General features: G+C 36.3%; 22 protein-coding genes. 7 read left to right on the top strand and 15 right to left on the bottom strand.

Annotated features, from left to right (window positions below):
- The first annotated feature begins 54 nt into the window (after window positions 1-54).
- Window positions 55-534, top strand: coding sequence for a hypothetical protein (locus MODO_RS06160; protein WP_006259818.1), 480 nt, complete (start codon window positions 55-57; stop codon window positions 532-534).
- A gap of 27 nt (window positions 535-561) precedes the next feature.
- Here the strand turns inward: MODO_RS06160 and dnaG are convergent, their stop codons facing one another.
- The 4 genes from dnaG to MODO_RS06140 form a co-directional block, all read right to left on the bottom strand.
- A complete protein-coding gene (gene dnaG / locus MODO_RS06155) occupies window positions 562-2,544 on the bottom strand; it encodes a DNA primase (RefSeq protein WP_006259819.1) in 1,983 nt (660 codons plus the stop codon).
- 93 nt (window positions 2,545-2,637) lie between these two features.
- The gene (locus MODO_RS06150; protein ID WP_039328652.1) at window positions 2,638-3,615 is read right to left on the bottom strand and encodes a polyprenyl synthetase family protein; all 978 of its coding nucleotides are present in this window, start codon (window positions 3,613-3,615) and stop codon (window positions 2,638-2,640) included.
- 106 nt (window positions 3,616-3,721) lie between these two features.
- Window positions 3,722-4,762, bottom strand: a complete 1,041-nt coding sequence (rlmN, locus tag MODO_RS06145; protein ID WP_006259821.1) for a dual-specificity RNA methyltransferase RlmN — start codon at window positions 4,760-4,762, stop codon at window positions 3,722-3,724.
- 171 nt (window positions 4,763-4,933) lie between these two features.
- Complete coding sequence (locus MODO_RS06140) at window positions 4,934-6,283, bottom strand: SWIM zinc finger family protein (RefSeq protein ID WP_006259822.1); 1,350 nt, start codon at window positions 6,281-6,283, stop codon at window positions 4,934-4,936.
- Between the two features lie 257 nt (window positions 6,284-6,540).
- On the opposite strand from MODO_RS06140, the gene MODO_RS06135 reads away from it, so the two are divergent.
- Window positions 6,541-7,746: a TCR/Tet family MFS transporter gene (locus MODO_RS06135; protein WP_006259823.1), complete on the top strand. Its 1,206-nt coding sequence runs from the start codon at window positions 6,541-6,543 to the stop codon at window positions 7,744-7,746.
- A gap of 528 nt (window positions 7,747-8,274) precedes the next feature.
- Here the strand turns inward: MODO_RS06135 and MODO_RS06130 are convergent.
- The 11 genes from MODO_RS06130 to hemA all read right to left on the bottom strand — a co-directional run bounded on the left by MODO_RS06130 (window position 8,275) and on the right by hemA (window position 18,857).
- Window positions 8,275-9,876, bottom strand: a complete 1,602-nt coding sequence (locus MODO_RS06130; RefSeq protein ID WP_006259824.1) for a fumarate hydratase — start codon at window positions 9,874-9,876, stop codon at window positions 8,275-8,277.
- A 564-nt stretch (window positions 9,877-10,440) separates the two neighbouring features.
- Window positions 10,441-10,851, bottom strand: a complete 411-nt coding sequence (locus MODO_RS06125) for a c-type cytochrome (RefSeq protein ID WP_006259825.1) — start codon at window positions 10,849-10,851, stop codon at window positions 10,441-10,443.
- Between the two features lie 117 nt (window positions 10,852-10,968).
- Window positions 10,969-11,331: a DUF7716 domain-containing protein gene (locus MODO_RS06120; protein ID WP_006259826.1), complete on the bottom strand. Its 363-nt coding sequence runs from the start codon at window positions 11,329-11,331 to the stop codon at window positions 10,969-10,971.
- A 138-nt stretch (window positions 11,332-11,469) separates the two neighbouring features.
- Entirely contained in the window at window positions 11,470-12,462 is a 993-nt protein-coding gene (hemB, locus tag MODO_RS06115; RefSeq protein WP_006259827.1) for a porphobilinogen synthase, read from the bottom strand.
- A gap of 427 nt (window positions 12,463-12,889) precedes the next feature.
- On the bottom strand, window positions 12,890-13,261 hold the full coding sequence (locus MODO_RS19500; protein WP_006259828.1) for a four helix bundle protein: 372 nt from the start codon (window positions 13,259-13,261) through the stop codon (window positions 12,890-12,892).
- A 147-nt stretch (window positions 13,262-13,408) separates the two neighbouring features.
- Window positions 13,409-14,389, bottom strand: coding sequence for an oxygen-dependent coproporphyrinogen oxidase (gene hemF / locus MODO_RS06105; RefSeq protein ID WP_006259829.1), 981 nt, complete (start codon window positions 14,387-14,389; stop codon window positions 13,409-13,411).
- A gap of 127 nt (window positions 14,390-14,516) precedes the next feature.
- Window positions 14,517-14,876: a hypothetical protein gene (locus tag MODO_RS06100; protein ID WP_006259830.1), complete on the bottom strand. Its 360-nt coding sequence runs from the start codon at window positions 14,874-14,876 to the stop codon at window positions 14,517-14,519.
- Between the two features lie 66 nt (window positions 14,877-14,942).
- Window positions 14,943-15,971: a uroporphyrinogen decarboxylase gene (gene hemE, locus MODO_RS06095; RefSeq protein WP_006259831.1), complete on the bottom strand. Its 1,029-nt coding sequence runs from the start codon at window positions 15,969-15,971 to the stop codon at window positions 14,943-14,945.
- Between the two features lie 37 nt (window positions 15,972-16,008).
- Window positions 16,009-16,674 (bottom strand): uroporphyrinogen-III synthase, encoded by a 666-nt coding sequence (locus MODO_RS06090; protein ID WP_006259832.1) that lies wholly within the window; start codon window positions 16,672-16,674, stop codon window positions 16,009-16,011.
- A gap of 1 nt (window position 16,675) precedes the next feature.
- Complete coding sequence (gene hemC / locus MODO_RS06085) at window positions 16,676-17,605, bottom strand: hydroxymethylbilane synthase (RefSeq protein ID WP_006259833.1); 930 nt, start codon at window positions 17,603-17,605, stop codon at window positions 16,676-16,678.
- Between the two features lies 1 nt (window position 17,606).
- Window positions 17,607-18,857 (bottom strand): glutamyl-tRNA reductase, encoded by a 1,251-nt coding sequence (gene hemA / locus MODO_RS06080; RefSeq protein WP_006259834.1) that lies wholly within the window; start codon window positions 18,855-18,857, stop codon window positions 17,607-17,609.
- A 232-nt stretch (window positions 18,858-19,089) separates the two neighbouring features.
- Here hemA and MODO_RS06075 point away from each other — a divergent pair, with 232 nt between their 5' ends.
- Genes MODO_RS06075 through MODO_RS06055 form a run of 5 tightly spaced genes read left to right on the top strand, consistent with a single transcriptional unit; the run spans window position 19,090 to window position 23,801 of the window.
- A complete protein-coding gene (locus MODO_RS06075) occupies window positions 19,090-19,962 on the top strand; it encodes a helix-turn-helix transcriptional regulator (protein WP_006259835.1) in 873 nt (290 codons plus the stop codon).
- A 4-nt stretch (window positions 19,963-19,966) separates the two neighbouring features.
- Window positions 19,967-20,983, top strand: coding sequence for a ferrochelatase (gene hemH / locus MODO_RS06070; RefSeq protein ID WP_006259836.1), 1,017 nt, complete (start codon window positions 19,967-19,969; stop codon window positions 20,981-20,983).
- Between the two features lie 4 nt (window positions 20,984-20,987).
- Window positions 20,988-21,527, top strand: coding sequence for a CopD family protein (locus tag MODO_RS06065; protein WP_006259837.1), 540 nt, complete (start codon window positions 20,988-20,990; stop codon window positions 21,525-21,527).
- On the top strand, window positions 21,527-22,999 hold the full coding sequence (locus tag MODO_RS06060) for a sensor histidine kinase (protein WP_006259838.1): 1,473 nt from the start codon (window positions 21,527-21,529) through the stop codon (window positions 22,997-22,999). The genes MODO_RS06065 and MODO_RS06060 overlap by 1 nt, the downstream gene beginning before the upstream one ends.
- A gap of 16 nt (window positions 23,000-23,015) precedes the next feature.
- Complete coding sequence (locus MODO_RS06055) at window positions 23,016-23,801, top strand: enoyl-CoA hydratase/isomerase family protein (protein ID WP_006259839.1); 786 nt, start codon at window positions 23,016-23,018, stop codon at window positions 23,799-23,801.
- Window positions 23,802-23,957 lie beyond the last annotated feature (156 nt).

Here is a 23,957-nt window from a genome sequence, read left to right as displayed (position 1 = left end):
TTTTTATTATTAACTATATATTAAAACAAATACCTTTGTTAAAAAATATTAGTTATGAAAAAGTTTTTATTGTTTTTACTTACCATATTATCAATATCCCTAGCAGGATGTTCTTCAGATGATGATTATTGTGGTAATGAAACCTATAGATCATTACAACTTAATGAGACACCTAATTTTAGCCCTTTAAATTTCTATGTAAAAGGACTCAAAGGAGATTCCTTTATTGTCATTAGAAATGAAAGAGATTTCCAAAATAGAGTGCATGGAGCTCAATACTATAGAAATGTTATAGATTGGAGATATGATGAGCTGATTATTGGACAAAAATATGAAGAGCGTTTCAGTAAAATTATTGACATATCAACATTCTATAAAGAAAGTTGTAATTACAACTTTCAAAACATTCTAAATGTAGAAATTAAAGTGAACAAAGGCTATAGATATAATGGTTATATTACTTACCATACCATTGTTCCTAAAACAAAAAGTGAGCAATACGATGTAATAACTACTGTTCAATTCTATAATTAATACAAAAAGAGGCAATAGCCTCTTTTTTTAGTCTTCTATCGTTTTAAATCTTGATGTTACTTGACCTAATCTCTTAGAGAACATATTCATCAGACTTGTGTAATCCATAATTAGCGTAAGCATCTCATAAGATCTCTTCTCATCACTATCTTTCAGCTTTACCTTATACTTTTCTATCATGGTATTCAATAAGAACATTCTAAGAGTTAGAATAGTTTCTGTCACATATTGAGATACTCCCTGCTCCTTCTGTTTCACTATAATATTCTGAGACTCCCAATTGTGCAAAGCTTCCTTCTCATCCTCCATGATAATATTAGTTACTTCCTGAGCCATTTCTGGATCTAATGTCTTTAAATACTTCTCCAGATCCCAAGCGTTATGATGATAGTAATCCATAATATCTTTATAAATCACTTTGAACATTGGATTGGTTAGCTGTACCTCATCTTCCTGCAAACTAAGGTAAATACGTTCATATACCTTCTGTTCTACTTTATGTTCTACCTCTATTACCTCATTGTCCTCATTCACATCTAATAAGAGCTCTATAAACAACTCTTCCATATTACCATACAACAGCAATATCTCGATGATCTTGCGTTCTAAATTATATTGTGGATCAATTGCTTCTTTTGGTTGTTGCTCTGAATGCACCACCTCCATCTGCTTCCTCTCCTGTGTATATTTCTTATTTGCCTCAGCTAATTCTTTTCGACCAATCTGAGCTAAAGAATTAAAGATTACATCCTCAGAAATATCCATTATACGAGCACATTCCTGCACATAGATTTCTCTCTGTATCTGATCAGGAATCTTAGAGATACTCTGTACCATATCTCTAATTAACTCTGCTTTCTTAATAGGGTCATTCTTCGCTTCCCCCATTAATAGATTAGCCTTGTAACGGATAAAGTCAGTAGCATTATTCTTGAAATACTCGTCTAGCTGTTCTTTAGAATGCTTTCGAGCAAAACTATCTGGGTCTTCTCCATCAGGCAAAGGACATACGCGTACGTTCATCCCTGCCTCTAATATCAAGTCTACCCCTCTAAGAGAAGCTCTAATACCAGCAGCATCCCCATCAAATAACATCGTGATATTCTTAGTCAATCGACTAATCAAACGGATTTGGTCAGGCGTTAATGCAGTACCCGAAGAAGCGACGACATTCTTTATACCGGTCTGATGCATCTGTATAACATCGGTATATCCTTCTACTAAGAAACAGTTATCTTGTTTGGCAATTTCTTGTTTAGCATGATAGATACCATATAGTACCTTACTCTTGTGATAGATATCACTTTCAGGAGAGTTTAGGTATTTAGCAGCTTTCTTATCAGTAATAAGAATACGTCCTCCGAATCCTAATACTCGACCGGACATACTCTGAATAGGAAACATAACTCTTCCCTTAAATCGGTCAAACTTACGGTCTTCTTTTACAATGGTAAGCCCTGTTTTCTCTAAGTATTCTAAAGAATATCCCTTCTGAAGAGCTGCATCTGTGAAAGCACTCCACTGATCTGGAGAATACCCTAATCCGAACTCTTTAATTGTCTCTTGAGTAAAACCACGCTCTTTAAAGTAGGTCATTCCTATTGCCTTACCTTCTTCCGCATTGAACAATGTCTCTTCAAAGTACTTCTTCGCAAACTCAGACACGATGAACATACTCTCCTTTTCATTCAGTTGCTCTTTCTCCTCATCGCTCTGTTCTGTCTCTTCTATTTCGATACCATATTTCTTTGCTAAATATCGTATTGCCTCAGGATAAGAGAAGTGTTCATGCTCCATAATAAAGCTAATCGCATTACCTCCCTTTCCAGAACTAAAGTCTTTCCATATTTGCTTCACAGGTGACACCATAAATGACGGAGTCTTCTCGTTTACGAAAGGACTTAAGCCTTTGTAATTACTCCCTGACTTTTTCAGAGTTACAAAGTCTCCTATCACCTCCTCTACACGAGCAGCGTCAAATACAGCATCTATGGTACTTTTGGAAATCATATTTTTATTGGAATGTGCTTACAAAGATAAAAAAAGAAGTCGCTTAATATATACTAAGCGACTCTTTCTGTTTTTATACCGTTTATTACTATTTTACTTTTTTCTTTCTATAACATAATTCACCATCGTGAACAGAGCTTCTCTATAAGTAGATTCTGGAAACTCCTGTAGTATATTTAAAGCCTCTTGTTGATACTCTACCATCTTAGTAGTAGCGTATTCTAGACCTCCTTTTTGTTTGACGAATGCGATGACTTCTTTCACACGTCTTTTATCCTCATTGTGATTTTTAACAGAGTTAATCAACCATTTCTTTTCTTTTGGTTCACAAGTATTCAAAGTATAAATAAGAGGAAGTGTCATCTTTTGTTCTTTGATATCAATACCTGTCGGCTTACCAATAGGCCCATCCGTATAGTCAAATAAATCATCCTTTATCTGGAATGCCATACCGATTAACTCTCCGAACTTACGCATCTTCTCTATAAGTTCTGCATTATCTGGATCGACAGCAGCAGCTCCTAATGAACAACAAGCCGCAATCAATGTAGCTGTCTTCTGACGAATGATCTCATAATACACCTCTTCTGTAATGTCTAATCGTCTCGCTTTCTCTATCTGAAGTAATTCTCCCTCACTCATCTCACGTACAGCCACTGAGATAATTCGAAGTAAATCAAAATCACCGTTATCAATAGACAATAAAAGTCCTTTTGCTAATAGGTAATCACCTACTAACACGGCTATCTTATTCTTCCATAAAGCATTAAGGGAAAAGAAACCTCTACGTTTATTACTATCATCTACTACATCATCGTGTACTAGAGTAGCAGTATGGATTAACTCTATAACAGATGCTCCTCGATAAGTACGCTCATTAACCTCACCTGCCACCATCTTCGCTACTAGAAATACAAACATAGGGCGCATCTGCTTCCCTTTTCTATTTACAATGTAGTAAGTGATTCTGTTTAGTAAGGCTACCTTAGTAGTCATTGAGTTGCGGAACTTCTTTTCAAAAAGCTCCATCTCATTCTGTATAGGCTGTTTTATTTGCTGTACTATGTTCATTGCACCCAAAAATACGACTTTTTTATATCATTCGATAGTTTCCCTCAAATAGAAATCATTAAGAAATTGCTAAACAATTCTTTACGTAATTTCCTCTAAACTAAACTTATGATTTATTAGCCAACTGACCACAAGCTGCATCAATATCTTTACCACGACTACGACGTACCACTACAGTGATATCATTCTTCTCTAAAGCTGCTATATAGCTATTCGTAGCACGTTCATCTGCTTGTTGGAACTCTCCATCATCGATAGGGTTGTACTCAATCAAGTTTACTTTACACGGTACATACTTACAGAACTTCACTAATGCATCCACAGAAGCTTTGTCATCGTTAATTCCTTTCCAAATCACATACTCATACGTAACGCGACTCTTCGTCTTACTATACCAGTACTGAAGTGATTCACGCAACTCCGTTAATGGGAAATTCTTAGTAAAAGGCATAATACGATTACGTGTCTCTTCGATAGCAGAGTGTAAAGACACTGCCAACTTAAACTTCACACCATCATCTGCCAACTTCTTGATCATCTTAGGCAATCCTGAAGTAGACACTGTGATACGCTTAGGAGACATCCCTAGCCCTTCTTCAGAAGTAATCTTCTCAATGGCTTTCTGTACGTTATTATAATTCATTAACGGCTCTCCCATTCCCATAAACACAATATTAGACAACGGGTGTCCATGATTCTGTCTACTTTGTTGGTCGATTGTTAATACTTGATCATAAATCTCATCAGGATTCAAGTTACGCATACGCTTAAGGCGAGCAGTAGCACAGAACTCACAGTCTAAACTACACCCTACCTGAGAAGATACACAGGCTGTAGTACGTGTTTCTGTAGGAATCAAAACAGACTCTACGATAAGACCATCGTGTAACTTCACACCATTCTTGATAGTACCATCAGTACTTACCTGCATACTATCTACTTTGATATGATTAATTACGAAGTTAGCATCTAGCATCTCACGGGTAGCCAATGATAAGTTACTCATATCTTCAAAGCTATGAGCCCCTTTACTCCATAACCACTCGTACACTTGGTTTCCTCTAAATGCCTTATCTCCCTGAGAAACAAAGAAATCCCTTAATTGTTCCTTAGATAAACTTCTGATGTCTTTTTTGTCTATTTGCATGGCGCAAAGTTAATCTCAAATTATCCGACTGCCAAATACTGTAATAAAATTATAACAATAATGTAAGGAACAATCAATTAGGAACTAGTGTACTGTATAACCAACTAGTATCCACAAAGCTAGTCATTCTTAACCGTCCACCATAAACTGTCAACTGTCAACTGTTAACTGTTAACCTTTAACCGTAACCTTCTTCACTGCCAGCACATGCTTACACATTCCTCTATCTCCTTGGTACTTACCATACCACTCACAAGTACATCGCTCCTGATCACCATCTAAGATTACCGTATGTCTCACACCACCAGTTCCCTCTACACGAGCTTCTACCCGTCCATTAGCATCACTAATAATCTCTACTTTATTCTCAGCTATTAGTTTCTCAGCATTCTTTAGGCGAGGATTTAGACTTAGGATACGCTCTAGCTTAAAGGGCAATCTTCTATAAAAGAAAGCATTGTCATCTAAGTCAAACCCTAATAATCCCATAGCTGCTAATCGCCCTGTCAGACTATCTGCATCAGTGAAACTCATCCCTTCTTCCATCGCAAACATCGTCGGGTTAAAGCGTTGATTCGCATAAGCATACTTATCCATCGCATCTATCCACTCGTCATCCACATCATCTATTAACGACTCTAATGCTGCTCCCTCTCCCGAGAACCCTCTAAAAGCTTCACGAGATAAAGACAAACTAAATCGAATATCGCCAAAATACAACTGCCACGTGGTGCTCTGCATATCAGGATGTGGATATACTTGCATAGTATCTATATAAGGCAATAGAGGTTCTAACAATCTCAAGCGATGAATACCTCCTACACAGACTGCATTAGCAGACTTAACAGGTGTAAACACAGGCATATTACCACGTACAGTTAAGTAATAATCTGTCTTGATCGCCCCTTTCGGAATACCTCTAAACAGTTGTTGTGTCTGTATTTTATTAAACGTATGTACTTTCTCTGCCTTAGACAGATAGATCTGTACCGTACTCAGTCCCTTAATCCACTTAATCGGAAGAGGTACTTTTCGTTCCACTATTTTCTTATCCTCAGTCTGAATACTAACCTCCTTCTGACCTATTGACAGCAGTACATTTTCCTTTTGCTTAATACTATTCAGCGCAGTAAGCATCGGTTGGTTAAAGTCTACATTCGTAGTCCCATTCTCTAAGAACTCCCCATCTAACCCATCAGGCAATACATCTACACGAGCGTACACTCCTGCACAGTGAGAGAATCCTTCGAATCGCACTCTACCATCCCCAGCTGTAGCAATAGGGTCTTTTAGCTTAGCTAGATCAGCAGGAGATAAATTAAAACTAGACTTCACCACATTAGACAACGTGATTAAACAACGTGCCATAATAAAAGGATCCTTCACATTACCCCAAAAAAAGCATGGAGCATCAGTCTTCTTCTGTATCTCACTGTACTTCGCTAAGAATAATTCGTCCCCTCCCTTGCCTTTCGTTAAGCTAGAAGGGTTATTGTATATATAAGATAATAAGTCGTTCATGGTACTTACAAATGAGTAAGCAAGGTACTAAAATTCATAGAAATATAACCTTCTAGAACTGTACACATCTGTTCTCTTATTTTAAAAAAAGGCAATTACTCTTTGATAATAAACCCATTACACATTATCTTTGTCCATTATGCAGCAATAGTAAAATAACATTCCGAATCACAGTCGCCCCCTACAGCGTAGTAAGTGACTCAGTTTATTTAAGCGTACCCCCTCTTTAGGGTACCGTTATTTTATTATATATACTTATGCAATCAAACAAGATTAACAGCATCGTAATATTCATTACGATCACCATTATATTAGACAGTGCTGGCTTCGGTATTATCTTTCCAGTATTACCAGAACTATTAGAACACGTACTACATGCTGACCTCAGCACAGCAGCGAAGTACGGAGGTGTACTTACGTTAGCTTACGCCTTTATGCAATTTATCTTTGCACCAATCTTAGGGATTATTAGCGATCGTTATGGACGTAGACGAGTATTATTACTTTCTCTTTTTGGATTCTCTATAGACTGTTTTATTATGGCACTTGCTCATAGTTATTGGTTACTATTCATCAGTCGGCTTATCGCCGGGGTGACAGGTGCTACCTTTGCCGTGGCATCAGCTACGATTACAGATGTTACAGATGAAGATAACAGAACGAAATACTTCGGCTATTTAAATGCAGCTTTTAATATTGGCTTTATCATAGGCCCTTTAGTAGGAGGATTATTAGGAGAATATCATTTTACCTACCCTTTTTACTTTGCGGGAATATTAGGTTTATTAAATGTTCTTTATGGGTATTTCTTCTTTCCAGAAACCAATACTTCACGTTCACTGAAACGATTATCACTAAAAGAAATCTCCCCTTTACAATCTCTAAAAAGTATCAAGCGCTTTAAACAACTAAGTCTACTATTTATTGTATTCTTTTTACTTTCGGCTGCATCACATAGCATGGAGAGTACGTGGTCATTCTATACCATGATACAGTTTGACTGGAGTAAACAGCAAGTAGGATTATCACTAACCATTATAGGCATCATAGGTTTCTTAGTACAAGCATACCTATTGCAATACTTGTCTACTAAACTATCAGACCAAAGACTTGTCTACATCGGTTTATTAACCTGCTTTATAGGATTACTCTTATTGAGTTATTGTGTTACTGAAATACAACTCTGGGTAGGTATCACATTATACTTACTAGGAAGTATACAACAGACAGGTTTTCAGTCTATGCTATCTAAGTCACTAGATCAGCAACATCAAGGAGAACTACAGGGGGTATTAGGAAGCCTTAACGGATTAACGACTATTGTGGCTCCACCAGTATTTACCTATTGTTTCTACCTATACACACAGGACAATACCTTACCATACTTACCTGGTATAGCCTTTGCCATAGCAGCTTTATTACTCCTAATTAGCTTATTACTACTCTTGAGACATAAGAAGTAAGTTTTAAAAAAACAGCCCTATTCTTTACTAGAATAGGGCTACTTATATTATTATTCAGGCACTTATATTGACTATATCAATGTATGATATACTAATATGATTCCTCCTATCGTCGGAATAACAAAGAAGTAGTAATATTTGGAAGTTACTACTAACCTACACCTTACCCGTTGTCTTTGTCATCTTGACGTAAGGAAAGATCACACACGAGATGTAGAAATAGTCGTGAGAATAAACTAGTGCGATTCCTCCTATCGTCGGGATGACATACTGTGTGCTATACAGTATGTCAATAGGAAGTGACACAGAACAGAGCCTTAAAAAAACATCTGTTTGACACCGTTAGTGAATGGGACATTCCTAATTCTAAATTCCCAATTAAAAAAAGCCGATACTGTCGCTAGTATCGGCTTTTCATTGTCGTCTATAAATTGTTAGTTTATCCTTGTTTTAAAAGTTAGGTTTATGAATAATCACATGCCATAGGCACACATTCGTAATTCCTAACTCTCAATTCCTAATTGATTACTATAGATCTGCGAAGAAGTCATTTCCTTTATCATCAGTGATGATGAAGGCAGGGAAGTCTTTCACTACGATCTTACGTACAGCTTCCATTCCTAATTCTGGGAAGTCAACCACCTCTACGCTTAAGATATTCTCTTTTGCAAGGATAGCAGCTGGTCCTCCGATAGAACCTAGATAGAAACCACCGTGTTTTTTACACGCATTAGTTACCGCTTGGCTACGGTTACCTTTCGCTAACATAATCATACTTCCACCTACCGCTTGGAAACTATCTACATAAGGATCCATACGCCCTGCTGTAGTTGGTCCGAAGCTTCCTGATGGCATACCATCTGGAGTCTTAGCTGGCCCTGCATAGTACACTGGGTGATTTTTGAAGTATTCTGGCATCTCTTGTCCATTGTCTAACATCTCTTGGATCTTAGCGTGAGCGATGTCGCGCGCCACGATAACAGTTCCGTTTAACATTACACGAGTTTTGATAGGATGCTTCGTTAACTCTGCTAATTGTTCTTTCATTGGCTTGTCCAAGTCGATTACCACAGGCTCTTCTAAGTGAGGAGCTACTGCAGGCAAGAAGCGTCCTGGATCAGTCTCTAATTGTTCTACGAATAATCCCTCTGCAGTGATTTTCGCTTTTATATTTCTATCTGCCGAACAAGATACTCCTAATCCTACAGGACATGAAGCAGCGTGACGAGGAAGACGGATCACACGTACATCATGAGTAAAGTATTTACCCCCGAACTGTGCTCCAATCTTAGACTCTTGACAGATTAATTGTAATTTTTTCTCCCACTCTAAGTCACGGAACGCTTGACCTCCCATATTCCCAGAAGTAGGTAAGTTATCATAGTATCCAGCAGATGCTTTCTTTACAGCCGCTAAGTTTGCCTCAGCAGATGTACCACCGATCACTAATGCTAAGTGATATGGAGGACAGGCAGCAGTACCTAGATCCATGATTTTCTCTTTGATAAATTCCGTTAAGTTTTTATCATTAAGAAGAGATTTTGTTTTTTGGTATAAGAACGTCTTGTTAGCAGATCCTCCACCTTTCGCTAAGAATAAGAACTCATATTTAGCTCCTTGTGTAGCATAGATATCGATCTGTGCTGGTAAGTTAGAACCTGAGTTTTTCTCCTCAAACATACTGATAGGTACGATCTGAGAGTAACGCAAGTTTTTCTTTTGGTATGTTTCAAAGATACCTTTAGATAAACTCTCGGCATCATTCGATCCCGTATATACGTTTTCTCCTTTTTTTGCCACTACGATAGCAGTACCTGTATCTTGACAAGAAGGCAATTGTCCTTCTACTGCTACTTTTGCGTTTTGTAATAAGTTATAAGCCACAAAACGATCGTTATCTGTCGCTTCCGGATCGTCTAGGATAGCTTTTAATTTTTCTAAGTGCGATGTTCTCAACATGAATGACACATCTGTCATCGCTGTCTCAGCAATCATCTCAATCGCTTTAGGATCAACCACTAATATCTCTCTATCTCCTAATTTTTCTACTTTTACATAGTCAGAAGAAATCTTTTTGTACTGCGTATCATCTTTCTGAATCGGATACGGATCTTGATATATGAAGTCCATTGAATTGTTAGTTTATTTTTGTTTAGTAAAATTACTAATTAAAGTCCTTATAAAATCGTAGAATGCTTCTAAATAGCCAGTGTTTATAAGGGATATAGATCATTTACACTTTACAGATTAATATTAGAACTCTTCATTTTATTTCTCTAAGAATGAGCACTTTCTTCGCATATTAGACAACATTTTTTTATTCTCTTTTTATAATATGTAGCACTATCTTATTCCTTCACCTCCTATCACACTAATATTAAGCACATTACTATGCTTTCTATTCTAATTCCCTTTTACTCACTTTTACGCTCCTTCCACTTGCTCACTATATGATACCTATATGATGGGATAGTGATAGGCTATTTTTGGTACTTTTAAGCCGACCAAATGCCCATCACTAGCCGACCACATGCCGACCACCCCCTAATAAATAGTATTTTATTCCCATTTATCATTCAATCTAGTCTGAATTGCATTTTATATTAATGGGTAAAATCTATCTCTTACTGAATATAAAAAAGCCTTGAATCTATTGACTCAAGGCTTTTCGATATCTTACTGTTTATTTATTATCTATAAACTTCGCATATAGGCAATAAGTGCTTCCATTTCTAGATCGCTAAACTTCTTCGTGATCTCTAAGTTAGCTTGCATAATGATAAACTGAGACGGATCAACTATAGGTTCCTCATTTCCTCTCAAGAAAGAAACTAGATCAGCGTTGTGTTTATCATACACTTGTAATATTTCTTTGACACTAGGTCCTATTATTTTTTTATCTGTCTGATGGCAAGAAGCACAGTTTCCTTTTCCTTTAAAGATGTCTTCACCTAGTTTGATTTTTTCAGACATAGTCATTTCGGCTACTTCTCCTCTCTCTGATTCGTACACAGCTTCAGGTTGTGTTTTATCATCCTTACCGCCACATGCTACTACACTAATAGTAGCAAGAAGTAGCAAACTAGTTTTTATAATTTTTGTCATTGTTGTTGTTTATTTATTTCCATCAAAAATAGAGAAACAAAATGAACATTATAGTATACAAAACAGTCCTTTTAGTGCAATAAACGGACAAATAACATTTAGTAGTCTCTATATCGTTTAGTCAAAATCAATAAAATCATCTATCGTCAGGTAGTAATCTAATGCCATGATGAGCTCTTCTACCGTCACTGTGGGTTTCTGGCTCACTGCTAAGTCTACTACATCTTGTATATCTTCGTCAGAGCACAGATACCACATATCTAGTTCTGTAACAGCGTCTGGATATATCTCTTCATCATCCTCTGTCACCTCAACAGGATCACCAACATAAATCTCTAATTCTACATCTGCCTCATCTTCTACAGCATAAATAGCATACTGATAGGCTGGATCATACTCCGTAGTTCTTTCTTTTCGATCTTTAACAAGTAAGATAAACTCTGCTAATCGATATGTTTTATTTTTAAAATCAGGCGTCATATATTCTATAATTTTACTAGTGGATAAAGTTAAAACACTTCTTACTACTATTTAGAAAAAAAGTTATCAATAGCTTATAATGAAAAAAGCTCGTTGACAAAATCAACGAGCTTCTTTTATTTATAGTACTTATTCTAACTATTTATTCAATAAAATAGACGCTTCTTTAGCGAAGTATGTTGAGATAATACTTGCTCCAGCGCGTTTGATACAAGTTAATTGTTCCATCATTATCTGATCGTGATCAAGCCACCCTCTCTCTGATGCAGCCTTTACCATAGCGTACTCACCAGATACTTGGTACACAGCTACAGGCACATTCACAGCGTCTTTCACTTCACGTACGATATCTAAATAAGCCATACCAGGTTTTACCATAAGGATATCTGCTCCTTCTTCTACATCGTATAACGCCTCTTTCACAGCCTCAATACGATTAGCATAGTCCATCTGGTATGTTTTTTTGTCTTTTGGTATCTCTACATCTGCTCTCGGTGCGCTGTCTAGTGCATCGCGGAATGGTCCGTAGAATGCAGATGCATACTTAGCAGAATAACTCATGATACCTACATTCGTAAATCCTGATTGGTCTAATGCTTCACGCATACGTAAGATACGTCCGTCCATCATATCACTAGGTGCTACGAAGTCTGCTCCTGCCTCTGCATGAGATACGCTCATCTTCGTCAGTGCATCTACTGTAGGGTCATTCACTACTACTCCATTCTCTATAATACCATCATGTCCGTATATAGAATATGGGTCTAATGCTACGTCTGGCATTACGATCATACCTGGACATACATCTTTTATCGCTTTGATAGCAGTCTGCATTAATCCATTAGGATTCCATGCTTCTGTACCTGCATTGTCTTTTAAATGATCACTTACTTTTACATAGATATTCACTGCGCGAATACCTAATGCATAAAGCTCTTTTACTTCCTTTACTGTCAAATCCACAGAACGTCTAAACATACCTGGCATCGAAGGAATAGCTTCTTGTACATTAGTCCCTTCTGCTATAAACATAGGGAACATAAAATCTTGTGGAGTCACGATAGTCTCTCTTACCAAACTACGAATAGACTCATTTGTTCTTAATCTTCTACCTCTTTGTAATGGAAACATAATTATTTTTGGTTTACGGTGAACGGTTTACAGTTTACAGTTGCTCTCGACATCTATAAACAGAACGTTGACCTGTGTTCTTATTTTAGTTTACGGTGAACGGTTTACAGTTTACAGTTGCTTTCTACATCTATAAACAGACCGTTGACCTATGTTCTTATTTTGGTTTACGGTGAACGGTATACAGTTTACAGTTGCTCTCGACACCTATAAACAGACCGTTGACCTATGTTCTTATTTTGGTTTATGGTGAACTGTTTACAGTTTACAGTTGCTCTCGACATCTATAAACAGAACGTTGACCTGTGTTCTTATTTTGATTTACGGTGAACGGTATACAGCTTACAGCAAGCGGTTTACAGTTTACAGTTAAATGTACCCGATAATTCTATTAATGTTCTATTTATAGAATAAACAATATTATAGTTTACTTTTTACTATCCATTGTTTCTCTTATTCTTTTAATCAACACTACAAGCATCTTTTTAATACTTACAATATCATTCTGAACTGAGTAAAAATCATTCTCATTCAAGTAACCTAAGTCTTTTGATAAAAATATTAAATACTCAACTTCATGTGCTGAACCTGAGGCGATATATAGATATCTAACAAGTTCTTTTTGTGTATCCTTACCACATCCTTCTGCGATATTGGTAGGAATTGATACTACTGCCCTTCTTATCTGATCTATTAAATTTCTTTCCTCATACTTAGGATATAAATTTAATAATGGATAGATCTTTAATACCAATTCATGGCTCAGTTTCCAAACATTATAATTTCGATAGTCTATCATATAATTCATGGTTATTTATAGTACCATAAATTGCAACAACAAACATTCCATTATACACAAAATCTAATAACTTAATAATTTGTTTATATAACTAATTATCTCTATTAAGTAGTTTTATACTGTAAACTGTTAACCGTGAACTGTAAACTATTTCATCCAATCAACAGGATTAGCTAATACCTTCAACAGCTTTTCTTCCCAACTGTTTTCTTCTGGATGGTGGTCATATACCCATTGTACATGTGGTGGCAAACTCATTAGGATAGATTCGATACGTCCATTGGTTTTTAGGCCAAATAGAGTTCCTTTATCATGAACAAGATTAAACTCTACGTATCTACCTCTTCTGATTTCTTGCCATGTACGGTGCTCATTGCTATAAGGGGTATCCATACGACGTTCTACGATAGGTGCATAAGCTTCTAAGAAGCTATCTCCTACTTCGGTTACGAAGTCATACCACTGTTGCATAGACATTTCTTCTGTTACTTCTAAGCGGTCAAAGAATAATCCTCCGATACCACGTGCCTCTTCTCTATGTGCATTCCAAAAATATTCATCACATTGCTTTTTATACAATGGATAAAACGCTGGATTATGTTTATCACAAGCTGTCTTACATACAGTATGAAAATGCGTAGCATCCTCATCGAATAGGTAATAAGGTGTAAGGTCTTGTCCTCCACCAAACCAAGAACGCACTACTGTACCTTCTTTGTCATACATTTCAAAATAACGCCAGTTAGCATGTACTGTAGGTACCATAGGACTCTTCGGGTGAATCACTAACGATAGTCCACAAGCGAAGAAATCTACATCTCCTACATTAAAGTACTTTTGCATCGCTACTGGTAATGGTCCGTGTACGGCAGAGATATTCACTCCTCCTTTTTCGAATACTGCTCCATTCTCGATTACGCGTGTGCGACCTCCACCACCTTCAGGACGTTCCCAAAGGTCTTCTTGGAATTTTGCCTTTCCATCTATATCTTCAAGTCCTTTTGTAATGGTATCTTGAAGCTGTTGTATATATTGATAAAATTGTTCTTTCATATTATAAATAGTACATATCCTCTCTCTGTCAGGATACTCATCATTAAAAAAACTATTGTTCCGTAGTTCAGCCAATACATTATATTACACCTCTCTACCTTATCTTTAAATAAACAATAGTAAGCAGACTCCTCTAGTCCTACATATCACTATCATAGTGTGTATGATACCTCAACCTGTTTCTGCTGTAAATAGTGATCTCTTAAAGACGACTAATCTTAGTCATGATATTAAATGAGAATGCTTTACTCTCATCTTGGATATATTGATAGACAGCCTTTGCTTTTGCTTTTAATAAAGGCTCTTGAGAAGACCACTTCACTAATAGATCTGTGAACTCTTCCATCTTATCCCAAGGGAAGTTGAATTTATGTAAGTGTAAGGCTAAGTCCTTACCTTCTGTTATCAACAGTTGTTCATAACTCAGGCCTATCTTTTGAAGCTCTACGTCTAGATCTTCTATAAATTTCTTGTCCTCTGGTGTAAATCCAATAGAAGACAACTTCTGAACAATAGACTCTATACGTCTTTCTTCTTCACTTTTTGTTCCTTTGTTTAACATAGGTCAAATGATATAGTAAAACAAAAAAGCCTACGTCATACTTCGGCAGGCTTTTCTGTCAATATTTTACTTGTGTTCGTATTCTTTTACCGCTTCGATAAATGCTTTTGCATGATCTACTGGGATATGAGGTAAGATACCGTGACCTAAGTTCACTATATACTTATCTTTACCGAAAGCATCGATCATCTCGTGTACCATTTTCTTAATAGTAGGGATCGGAGACATTAGACGGCTTGGGTCAAAGTTACCTTGTAATGTGATATCTCCTCCTGTGAATAGACGAGCGTTCTGTGGGCTACAAGTCCAGTCTACTCCTAATGCAGAAGCTTTTGAATTCGCCATTTCAGGTAATGCAAACCAACATCCTTTTCCAAATACAATAACTGGAGTGATATCAGCTAATGCTTCTACTATTTGATTAATATACTGCCATGAAAACTCTTGGTAATCTACTGGAGATAACATACCTCCCCATGAATCGAATATTTGTACTGCATTTACACCTGCTTTTACCTTTTCTTTAAGGTATAAAATAGTTGTATCTGTAATTTTTTGTAATAACGTATGCGCCGCTACTGGGTCAGAAAAACACATTCCTTTCGCTAAGTCAAAGCTCTTAGAACCTTTTCCTTCTACTGCATAACAAAAGATAGTCCAAGGTGAACCAGCGAATCCAATCAATGGTACCTCATCGTTTAACATCTCTTTCGTTACTTTAATAGCATCCATTACATATCCTAATGTCTCTTCGATATTAGGTACGATAACTTGCTCTACATCTTTAGCAGAACGGATAGGATTAGGTACCCATGGCCCTACTCCTGGTCTCATCTCTACATCAATGTTCATAGCTTGCGGTACGACTAAAATATCTGAGAATAAAATAGCAGCATCTGGTTTTACAATACGAATCGGTTGTACTGTAATCTCAGCTGCGATTTCTGGCATTCTACAACGTGTAAAAAAATCATACTTATCTCTTAATTCGCGAAACTCTGGTAAGTATCTACCTGCTTGACGCATCATCCATACAGGTGGTCTCTCTACTGTTTCACCTTTTAACGCTCTTAAGAATAAATCATTTTTAATCATTTCTATTCGATTTTAATACGTCAATTTTTAGCTGACTCTATTTATAATAATCCACACAAGCTTGTAATGTAGCCTCCACTGTAGGTTGCTTCGCTATTACAATATTCTGTGTAACTCCTTTTAATGGTTCTGCTGTAGTATCTCCTATACAGAAGCACACTTCTGTCGTGATGCTGTTCTGCTGAAGATAACTCTCTATCGCTGAAGGACTGTAAAAGCACAATCCATCTATTTTATATTCATTCTTTACTGGATTAAGTACAGTCTGATATACTGTGAACTCATTAAAGACCACACCATTTGCTCTAAAAGCATCTGGCAATAGATCTCTTCTGATACTTCCACTAAAGAATGTTATGTATCTATCTTTATAGTCCTGAACAATGATAGGAGCTAATTCTTTTGCATAATGTGCCCAAGCCTTAACTTCCCAACCGTTCTCTTCCAACAATTCTTTTGTTTTTATCCCTACACATAGCGCTGGTTTCTTATTCAGAACTTCTCTATACCCTTGACTAATCACACTCTTCACCGCATTCTGACTTGTAAACAATACATACTCATGTACAGCATCTAAGTCGAATACCAAGTGTTCTGTCAAGATATAATCTTGTTCTACTAAATGCACCTTCCCTAAAGCAACAGTGTCTAATACACTCGCTTTAATCTTACGTGTAGATAAAATAGTTGGATTAAAAGACATTTTATTTTTTTAATTGTTGACGTAGTGTTTCCATTAATTCACTACCACCATTCTCAAGAATTTCTTTAGCCGCAAAGAATCCAAGTTTCTTCCACTCTGCGATATCCACTACTTTGTTCACTTCGAACTTCTGTTGACCATCTAAAGAGAATAATACCCCTTTAAAATTAATCGTGTCATCGTGATCATTATAAGTAGCTAAAGCACCGATAGGAGCTGTACACCCACCTTCTAGTGTTCTTAAGAACTGTCTTTCTATATAAGTAGTCATCTCTGTTTCATAATCATTTAACTGAGCTACTGCGTCTAAAGCATGATTATCATCTGCATTTACGACTACTACCATAGCTCCCTGTGCAGGTGCTGGTATCATCCAGTCAAGATTAATGAAGTTCGATGGTTTCTTTTTAATACGATCTAAACCAGCTGAAGCGAAGATTGCTCCATTCCAATCGCTGTTTTGTAGTTTTTCCATACGAGTATTTACATTACCTCGTAGGTCAACTGTTGTATGCTTTGGGAAACGGTTTAACCATTGAGCTTTACGTCTTAAACTTCCTGTAGCTACTACTGCCTCAACCTCTTCTGACATAAAAGATGTATCTCCTTTATGTAATAAGATATCTACAGTATTAGCACGTTTAAGTACTGCTCCTTGTACGATTCCTTGTGGTAGAGCTGTTGGTACATCTTTCATAGAATGTACTGCGATATCTACCTCTTTTTTAATCATTGCCACATCTAGAGTCTTAGTAAAGATTCCTGTGATTCCCATCTCATATAGTGGCTTATCTAACACTAGATCTCCTGTAGATTTAACAGGTACTAACTCTGTTTTGTACCCTAATTTCTGAAGAGATTGTTCAACTGTTTTTGCTTGCCACATTGCTAGTTCACTATCACGTGTACCTATACGAATAATTCTACCCATTTTAATTTGATTCTATATGAAACACTTTTTCTATCCATTCTATACTCTGATCCACTACTGTATCTTCATGACGAAGATGGTTTGCAAAGTGCGTAGTGATCTTCTGTATGATGCGCATACTGATTAGTTCAGCCTGCTCAGAATCAAAGTTATCATATTTCTTTTTATGATAATCTAATTCCCCATCTTTTATCTGCTCTAGCTTAGATTTAAGAGCATGTATAGTAGGTGCGAATTTTCTCATCTTCGTCCAAGCGATAAACTCAGACATGATCTCTTCTATAATTTCTTCTGCTTGTGGAATGAACTCTCTTCTTCTCTCGATCGTCTTATCTGTCATTTGAGATAAATAATCAAGGTGTATTAATTCTACTCCTTCTATCTCAGTCACATCATCACTCACGTTCTTAGGAATAGACAAATCTAAAATAACAAGAGGTTTTGTCAAGTTAAGCAACGCCTTATCTACTGTAGGTTTCTGCGCACCAGTCGCTACGATAAGCACATCTGATTTGCGTATTTCTGCTTGTAAATCTGCATAATCCTTTACGATAAGGTTAAACTTACCTGCTACTTCTAATGCTTTCTCTTTTGTTCTATTAATAAGTGTGATATGATCATTCTTAGTATGCTTCACTAAGTTTTCGCATGTATTTCTACCGATTTTACCTGTTCCGAATAACAAGATATTCTTATTAGAGATATCTTCTACATGGTCCATAATATATTGTACAGAAGCAAATGACACAGAAGTAGCTCCAGAACTAAGCTCAGTCTCATTCTTGATACGTTTACTTGCTTGGATAACTGCATTGACTAATCTCTCGAAGTAATTTGTTGTCAATTCTTTCTCCTTCGCTAAGTAGAAAGCATTCTTAATCTGACTGATAATTTCAAAATCACCTAATATCTGACTATCTAGTCCTGTTCCAACACGGAATAAGTGTTCTATCGCCTCCTTAGTCTTATATACATAAGCCACGTTGCGGAAGTCATCCACTGTACCATTACTGTTATCACATAATAATTTAATCAGTTCGAAAGGGTGTTGTGCGAAACCAAATATCTCCGTTCTATTACATGTAGAAATCACGATTAAACTCTCGATTCCTTCATTTTTAGCTTGAGTTAATAAATTGTCTTTGGCCTCATCACTTAGACTAAACTTACCGCGCATTTCAGCGTCCGCTTTCTTATAACTTAATCCCACTGCATAAAAAGTCGCAGGTTTAGTCTTATCTATTTTGTCCATACCACAGAGTTAATTCAAAAAAGTAAACAAATTTAAGATTAAAGAATCGACAAAAGTAACGCTAGAAGGACTATTTATATCGCTAAGGGATTTCTGAAAAAAAAAGCCTTGCATTTCATTATAATACAGTACATTTGCAACAATAGCAAGGGTTAAAAGACACCCTATATAGAATCATTCTAAATAAAAAATAACTAGATAAGTTTCTAACTTAAGTTTAAAAAGTATCGCTATGAGTCCTACGGAAGAAATAATAATTGATGATAATTTTTCGATATTAAGATTCGAAAACAACTTGACAGAGAACATAACATTTCAACGAGAAATGGGAACAGATGTTATCCAATTTTACTTTGGTTTAAAAGGGTCTGCCAAATTTGTATTCAATCAAGGAGCCTATTCTCTTCCTCTTAATGAAGAAAAGTTCTTGATCTTATACAACCCACAAAAACAGCTTCCTGTACACTTAGAGATATCCCCTAATACATGGGTCATAAGTGTTTTAATTTCTATCAAGAAGTTCCATGCTCTATTTTCAACAGAAGCAGAGTTCATCGGTTTTTTAACTGGTGAAAACAGAGACAAGAAGTATTACTCTGAAGAAGGAATTACTCCTTCTATGGCTATAGTCCTAAATCAGTTGTTTAACTTCTATATGAATCCAACTATCAAAAAGCTATACTACACTGGTAAGACATACGAGTTACTTAGTTTACTATTTAATCAGAATGAAGATCAAAACATAGAGAATTGCCCATTCTTATCTGATGAAGACGATGTCGTTAAAATCAAAAAAGCGAAAGATATCATCATCAGTAAAATGGCTGAACCACCTACTCTTCAAGAGTTAGCAGACTCAGTAGGTATTAACATTAAAAAACTAAAAATGGGCTTTAAGCAGATTTACGGTGACTCTGTATTCAGCTTCTTGTTTGATTATAAGATGGAATACGCACGCAAGCTCTTAGACAACGGTAGTTATAATGTAAACGAAGTAGGACTAAAGATCGGTTATAGTTCTGCTAGTCATTTCATTGCTGCCTTTAAAAAGAAGTTTGGCACTACACCGAAAAAATACTTAATGTCTCTCAACACAAATAATTAACAACATGCAAGGTATATTATTAGTTAACCTAGGCTCACCTAAAAGCCCTACAGCAAAAGACGTAAAACCATACTTAGGAGAATTCTTAATGGATGAAAGAGTAATAGACATGCCATACATCCTAAGAAGTTTATTAGTTAAAGGAATCATACTGAATACTAGACCAAAGAAATCAGCAGAAGCTTATTCTAAAATATGGTGGAAAGAAGGTTCACCACTAATCGTAATTTCTGAAAGACAACAAAAGAAAGTACAAGCAAAAGTGGACATACCAGTAGCATTAGCTATGAGATATGGAGAACCCTCTATCCAAACAGGTTTACAAGAATTAAAAGACAAAGGTATAGATGATGTACTAATGATCCCTCTTTACCCTCAGTTTGCCATGGCAACTACAGAGACTATTAATGTATTAGCAGAAGAAGTAAGACAGAAATACTTTCCTCAAATGAAAGTTACGAGCTTCCCAGCTTTCTACAACAAGAAAGAATATGTAGATGCTCTAGCTCATACTATACAAGGTCATCTAGAAGGGTATGACTATGACCATATCGTATTCTCTTATCATGGGGTACCTGAAAGACATATCCGCAAATCAGATGTAACGAAGGGACACTGTACTATAGACGGCTCTTGCTGTCAAACAGCTTCTAAAGCACATGAGTTCTGCTATAGACACCAATGTTTAGAAACAACAAGACAAGTAGTAGAGAAATTAAACATCCCTGCTGATAAATACACTAACTCATTCCAATCTAGATTAGGAATGGACAAATGGCTACAACCTCCAACTGATGCTACTGTAAATGGATTAGCTGAGAAAGGCATTAAAAAGCTAGCAGTAGTTACTCCTGCCTTTGTAGCCGACTGTCTTGAAACACTAGAAGAAATAGGCATGGAAGCACATGACGAATTCTTAAAACACGGAGGAGAAGAGTTTAGAACAATCCCTTGTATGAATGATGATGACATGTGGATAGATGCAATGGTTACTTGGATTAAAGAATGGCAAAACAAATAATAGCATGTTATACCTATATCTAAAAGCTCTACATATTATTTTTATAGTATGCTGGTTTGCAGGACTATTCTATATCGTACGTCTATTTGTATATTACTCCGAGACGAAGGATATGCCTGAAGTACAATCCAACATCCTAAGAGATCAATACACCATCATGACTAATCGCCTGTGGAACATCATCACATGGCCTGCGGCAGTATTGGCAACTATTTTTGGAATATGGATGCTGATAGCAATACCTGCTTGGTTAAGTCAACCTTGGATGCATGTAAAACTATTATTTGTAGTAGCATTAATTGCTTATCATCTAAAATGCCATCAGTTCGTCAAACAAATCAACAATAGAACGATGACTAAAACATCTTCCTTTTTTAGAATTTGGAATGAAGGAGCAACCTTGATTTTATTTTCTGTAGTATTTTTAGTAATTTTAAAAAGTACTTTTAATTGGATATTTGGAGTTGTAGGTCTAGTAGGATTATCAATACTATTAATGCTAGGAATACGCTTATACAAACGAATTCGCGATAGCAGAAAATAATGAAAGATGACTTTATATTAAAGAACTTTTCTCTGAGAAATAGAATATTTTTCTCACTTATATTTTTGAGTATTATCTCATCTGTATTGATATCAGCTGTATCAGTGTATCAATTCAGAGAAGAAGCACGTACTTATCATCAATATAGACTAGAAAGGACAGAAAACTCTATCAACGAGAATATAAACTACATCTTAACAACCTCAGAATACCCTCTAACAACAGAGAATATCCCTCGCATTTTTAGAGATAAAATACATGAGCTAGCAGCCATACACAATACAGAGATCAATATACACGATCTACAAGGACACCTCTTGATTACCTCAAGAGGTACCTTTTCTGTAGATAGCATCTCTAAAAACATCTCTCCTTTAGTTTTAAAGACAATACAGTCCTCTCCAAACAAACGCTTTGTAGATATAAAAACGGTAGATAGCAACCGTATACGTATCGCATATAGCTTCTTAAAGGATTTAAAGTACAAACCCCTAGGTATACTTAAAATACCGTATGAGGAGAAAACAGAGTTTTACGAGAACGAGATTCAGAACTTCATGGTTAAATTTGGACAAGTATATATCATTATGCTGATTATGTCTATTGCTATCTCTTACTTCTTGTCAAACTATATTACCCAAAGTCTAAACAATATTAGTGTCAAGATTACAAGTACTAAGTTCGGGCAAAAAAACGAAAAGATTGATTCTAGCAACACTAGTAAAGAGATCTCAGCTCTTATCACTGCATATAATGATATGGTGGAGAAACTCGATGATTCGTACGAAAAACTAGCTCAAACAGAAAGAGAGCAAGCTTGGAGAGAAATGGCTAAGCAAGTTGCACACGAAATAAAAAATCCTCTTACTCCAATGCGTCTGACTGTTCAAAGCTTTGAAAGAAGATTTGACCCTAATGATCCTAATATTAAAACTAAACTAAAAGATTTTTCACAGGTATTAATACAACAGATAGATACGATGACTTCTGTTGCAACAGCGTTCTCAAGCTTTGCTGCAATGCCTGCTCAGCAAGACGAAACTCTTGACATTGTCAATACTGTAAAATTAACACTTGACATCTTTAATGAAGACTATATCTGGTTTGAAAGCACCGATCAGGAGATCATCTCTAAAATAGATAGAACACAACTAATCAGAATTATTACTAACTTAGTCAAAAATGCAATACAAGCTATCCCATCTGAGCAGAAGAGCCCACAAATAAAAGTGAGTATATCTAGAACAGAAGAAAGCGCAATCATCAAAGTAGCTGATAACGGAACAGGTATAAAGCAAGAAGATCTAAACAAAATATTCCAACCTAAGTTCACTACCAAAACAAGTGGCATGGGATTAGGATTGGGAATCATAAAAAACATAATTACAAATTACAACGGTACAATAGTCTTCGAAACAGAAGAAGGTCTTGGCACCACATTTATTGTTACCTTGCCTATTATAAATAATTAATCAAATAAAAGATATTATGGATTTTGAAAATATTCTAGTAGAAAAAGAAGGAAGTCTGGCCATTATAACCATTAATAGACCAACTAAATTAAACGCTTTAAACAAGCCAACAATTGAAGAGCTTCACCAAGCCCTTAAACACTTTGAAAAAGACCGTGAAACACGTGTTATCATCCTTACTGGAAGTGGAGAAAAAGCTTTCGTTGCAGGTGCTGACATTAAAGAATTCTCTAGCTTCAACACTAGTGAAGGTTCACAGTTAGCTGCCAAAGGACAAGAGCTTCTATTCGACTATGTTCAAAATTACAACAAACCAGTAATCGCTGCTGTTAATGGATTTGCCCTAGGAGGTGGATTAGAGTTAGCGATGTCAGCACACTTCAGAATAGCTTCTAATAACGCTAAAATGGGACTTCCAGAAGTAACACTTGGACTAATCCCAGGATATGGCGGAACACAACGCTTACCTCAACTTATTGGAAAAGGAAGAGCAATGGAGCTAATCATGACTGCAGAGATGATAACAGCTGATAAAGCTCTATCTTATGGATTAGTGAACCACGTTGTAGAGCAAGAAGAACTATTAGCATTCACAAAGAAAATAGCGAACAAAATAGCTTCTAACTCTGCTTCTGCAATTGGAAGAGCAATAAAATCTATTAATGCTAACTTTAAAGATGGTGTAAACGGATACCACGAAGAAATCAAGAACTTCGGAGAATGCTTCGAAACAGAAGACTTCACAGAAGGAACTACTGCTTTCTTAGAAAAAAGAAAACCTGAATTCAAAGGTCAAAACTAATAACAAAAAAAGGTCAGAGCGTGCTCTGACCTTTCTTATTTCAATTCCTTATTCTTGAAATAAAAAAACCTCTTGAATGATCAAGAGGTTTTTTGTTGGCCTACTAGGACTCGAACCTAGAACGACTGAACCAAAATCAGCTGTGTTACCATTACA

It is taken from the genome of Myroides odoratimimus, assembly GCF_001485415.1.
Taxonomy (GTDB): domain Bacteria; phylum Bacteroidota; class Bacteroidia; order Flavobacteriales; family Flavobacteriaceae; genus Flavobacterium; species Flavobacterium odoratimimum.
This window is presented reverse-complemented; position numbering and strand designations above follow the sequence as displayed.